The sequence below is a fragment of the Vibrio sp. ZOR0018 genome (genome assembly GCF_963865925.1).
Lineage (GTDB): Bacteria > Pseudomonadota > Gammaproteobacteria > Enterobacterales > Vibrionaceae > Vibrio > Vibrio anguillarum.
Map to the genome: position 1 here is coordinate 1 of NZ_CAWMCN010000009.1, position 3,231 is coordinate 3,231.

Here is a 3,231-nt window from a genome sequence, read left to right on the forward strand (position 1 = left end):
ACTATGCGTTGGTTTTTGTGATTACGGTGTTATGCGGTAAGTTGGTAGTAGCGTTGTCTGCCCCTTAAGCGGGCGTTATGCAACTCAGGCAAATTTAGGGGTTCAATCTTTTGGGATTTCTCCGGCTATTCGTTTTGTGTTGTCGGCAAATGGGCTTTTTTACCTTCAAACTCTTGGCTAACTCAAACCGTAAAACAAGCAAGGTTCTTGGTTTGCCTCAATCAGTTTTAGTGCTGGTTTGTTGTCAATTTAGCGTGCGCAAAGTGTGGAAAGAGCAAGTTATTCGATCATTTCGTACTTGCTGAAAGTCTTGCTCGGTGAGTTTGTCTAATTCAAAAGCTTGGTTTGTTGTTGAAAGGTGGACTTTGTTTTGGCGGCTAATTTATCACAGTTCTTGCTTGGGTTGGTTCTTGAATCACTCAACCATTGCAATCGTGGCTTTTGATCGAGTAAAGTCAGATTATCTTATTGAATTTGCATAACAAACGGCTCAAGAGGGATTGCCAACGCGTGGCGACTTTAGCGTAAAATTGAAGTTCAGTGTTTACGGTGTGTTTTTTGAGTTCGGCGGTGCGTTGTCAACCCCTTAGCCGGGCGTTATACGCCAATCATAAATTACCACATAAAAAGGACTTAACGTGGAAGAAATCAAAGGAATAATCGACTTTATGGTTGAAGTCGAGAAACTTAAGTCTGTAGAAAGACAGACAAAACCCGTAGGGTTAGATCGATACGAAAACTCGGCTGAACATAGTTGGCACGTATGTTTGAGTGCTCTGATGCTTAAAGACTTCGCTAACGAAGAAATTGATATTGTTCGTGTTATGAAGATGCTTCTTATCCATGACCTTGGTGAAATCGAGGCTGGTGATACGGTTATTTATTCAAGCGAAACTGAAGAAAATAAACAACTGGAACGGGTTGGCATACAGAAGTTATTTCAGCTTTTACCTGAATCAAGCCGAGACGAATATTGTCGTCTTTGGAATGAATTTGAAGAAGGTATAAGCCCAGATGCTAGTTTTGCTAAAGCAATCGATCGGGTTCCCCCTTTGCTGCACAACATTCATGGTGAAGGTCATAGTTGGAAAAAGCATAACATAACCAAAGAAAAGGTTTTTGCATTCAATGGGGATCGTATTTCAAAGGGTAGTCATGTTCTTTGGAAAGAAGTCGAATCACGTCTTAATGAAGCAGTAAAAGTTGGTGTGCTGAAATAGGCGTATAACAAACAATTTAAGAGGGATTTACAACGCTTGGCGTTTTTGCTTCTACTTCAAATTTAGTGTTTATGGCACAATGCTTTAGGTTTGAGTGGTAGCGTTGCTCACCCCTTAATTGGGCGTTATATTCAGTTACGAACCTCAGCAAGAGTAATTTCTATGGAATATGTTTCAAATGAAGGTTTTTGGGCAATTTTAGGAGCCGTGATAGGTGCCTTTCTTGGTGCTTTCCTCGGACTTATGATCTCTGCTTTTCTTGATTACAAAAGGTACCTTACCCTCGAGCGTAGCTTATATCAGGAAGCTGATTTCATCTCATCTATGATGAGTTCATTTTTTATATCTGTAATCAAAAATTATAATAGTGAACAAGTAAATCTCTATAATGGTGAGAGATTGATTGGCCCAAGGGAAATAAATTTTGATGCTTTTTATACATTGCACTTGGAGCTATATAAAACAAAGTCAATCCCTAATGAACACCATAGAAGATTAATCCATAATATTTCTTATCAATGGGATAGAGTCTTATCTTTAGATTTGAAACGTATTACTAAACTTGATGATAAACCCGTTTATTATATTAACAAAAGTAAGAGTATAGAAATAATAAATATTCTGGTTAACTCTCTTTATAATATGGATATGTTTGTGAAAAGAAAGTCAAGGTTTAAGTTTGATGACAAAAGAAATTTCAAATTTCAGGCTCGCGCTGTATTTAATAAATACAATGTAAATGATAGTGAGTTAATTGATTTAATAAGTGATGAAATTGAGAATTGGTAAATTGAATATAACAAACGCTTCAAGAGGGACTTCCAACGCGTGGCATTTTTATTATGCGTTGACTTTGGTGGTTTCAGTGTTATGCGGAAACTTGGTAGTAGCGTTGTCAGCCCCTTAAGCGGGCGTTAGCAATATAGGAGTTTATATGAAAAAGTTGAGTGTTGTTCTGCTCTTATTGGTTTCAGTTTGTGTAAGAGCAAATGATGATATTCCAGAAATGAATGATAAAAATGGGTATGTTGAGCCCTTTCAAATGTTTGACGATGTGTATTATGTCGGTGATAAATGGGTTTCTTCTTACGCTGTCGAGACAAATACAGGGCTAGTTATTATTGATACGCTAGACTTCCCTTATTCTAAATGGATACCGATTAATCTTAAAAAGTTAGGGTTAGAGAAAAAGCCAGTTACACATATTTTAGCTACTCACGGGCATTCTGATCATGTTGGTGGGGCACAATACCTTCAGGCGAAGTATGGCTCTATAGTTGTGATGACCTCAAAAGGTCATGAGCTAGCGAAAAAACAAGCAGAGAAGAGTGAGGGAGCCAATAAATTTTTGCCGCCTAATGTAGACTTTATTGTTAAAGATGGAATGACTCTCGAAATCGGAGGGAAGCCGTTTAAATTTTATATTACACCAGGTCATACCGAGGGTGACTTTTCGCTGGATTTTATGGTGCAAGATAGCGGTGCACTATATCGTGCGTTTGTCGTCGGTGGGCATAGTTTGAGTGCCAAAAATCCAGAGTTAGCGAATCAATTTTTCAAAAGTATGGATAGAATCAGAGAGATTGCCCTAAAACCTCCTGTTGTAACTGTTAACCTAGCAAATCACCCACATAAAAATGATTTGTTCGCTAATCGTGATAAACGAAAAAACGGTGCAGAAATCAATCCATTTATAAGCAAGTCCAGCTTTTTTACATTTTTAGAGCAGCAGGAAAAATTAGCGAAAGAAAAATTAGTCAAGTAGCGAAATCGGTTAAACCCGAACATTAAATAAAATCACTGAAACGGGAAATATTGCTAACAAACAATTTAAGAGTGATTCAGCACGCTTGGCATTTTTGGTTTGAGTTAAGTTTAGTGATTACGGTGGTCTATTAAGTGTCGTGGTCGCGTGCTTCACACCTTAATTGGGCGTTATGCAACTCAGGTAAATTTAGGGACTCAATCTTTTGGGATTTCTCCGGCCATTCGTTTTGTGTTGTCGGCAAAT

Annotated in this window: 3 protein-coding genes; all 3 read left to right on the top strand. The window is 38.0% G+C overall.

Going from position 1 to position 3,231, the window contains the following annotated elements:
- Positions 1-638: 638 nt before the first annotated feature.
- Positions 639-1,220 carry an HD domain-containing protein gene (locus AACR75_RS00165; protein ID WP_047691350.1) on the top strand — a complete coding sequence of 194 codons (582 nt, stop codon included), beginning with the start codon at positions 639-641 and terminating at the stop codon, positions 1,218-1,220.
- A 90-nt stretch (positions 1,221-1,310) separates the two neighbouring features.
- On the top strand, positions 1,311-2,009 hold the full coding sequence (locus AACR75_RS00170) for a hypothetical protein (protein ID WP_156117140.1): 699 nt from the start codon (positions 1,311-1,313) through the stop codon (positions 2,007-2,009).
- Positions 2,010-2,154: 145 nt separating this feature from the next.
- Positions 2,155-2,985: an MBL fold metallo-hydrolase gene (locus AACR75_RS00175; protein ID WP_017053035.1), complete on the top strand. Its 831-nt coding sequence runs from the start codon at positions 2,155-2,157 to the stop codon at positions 2,983-2,985.
- Positions 2,986-3,231: the final 246 nt, after the last annotated feature.

Bases quoted from the DNA above. Each gene is read 5' to 3' on its own strand.
- AACR75_RS00175 (WP_017053035.1), top strand. From the start codon at position 2,155: ATGAAAAAGTTGAGTGTTGTTCTGCTCTTATTGGTTTCAGTTTGTGTA.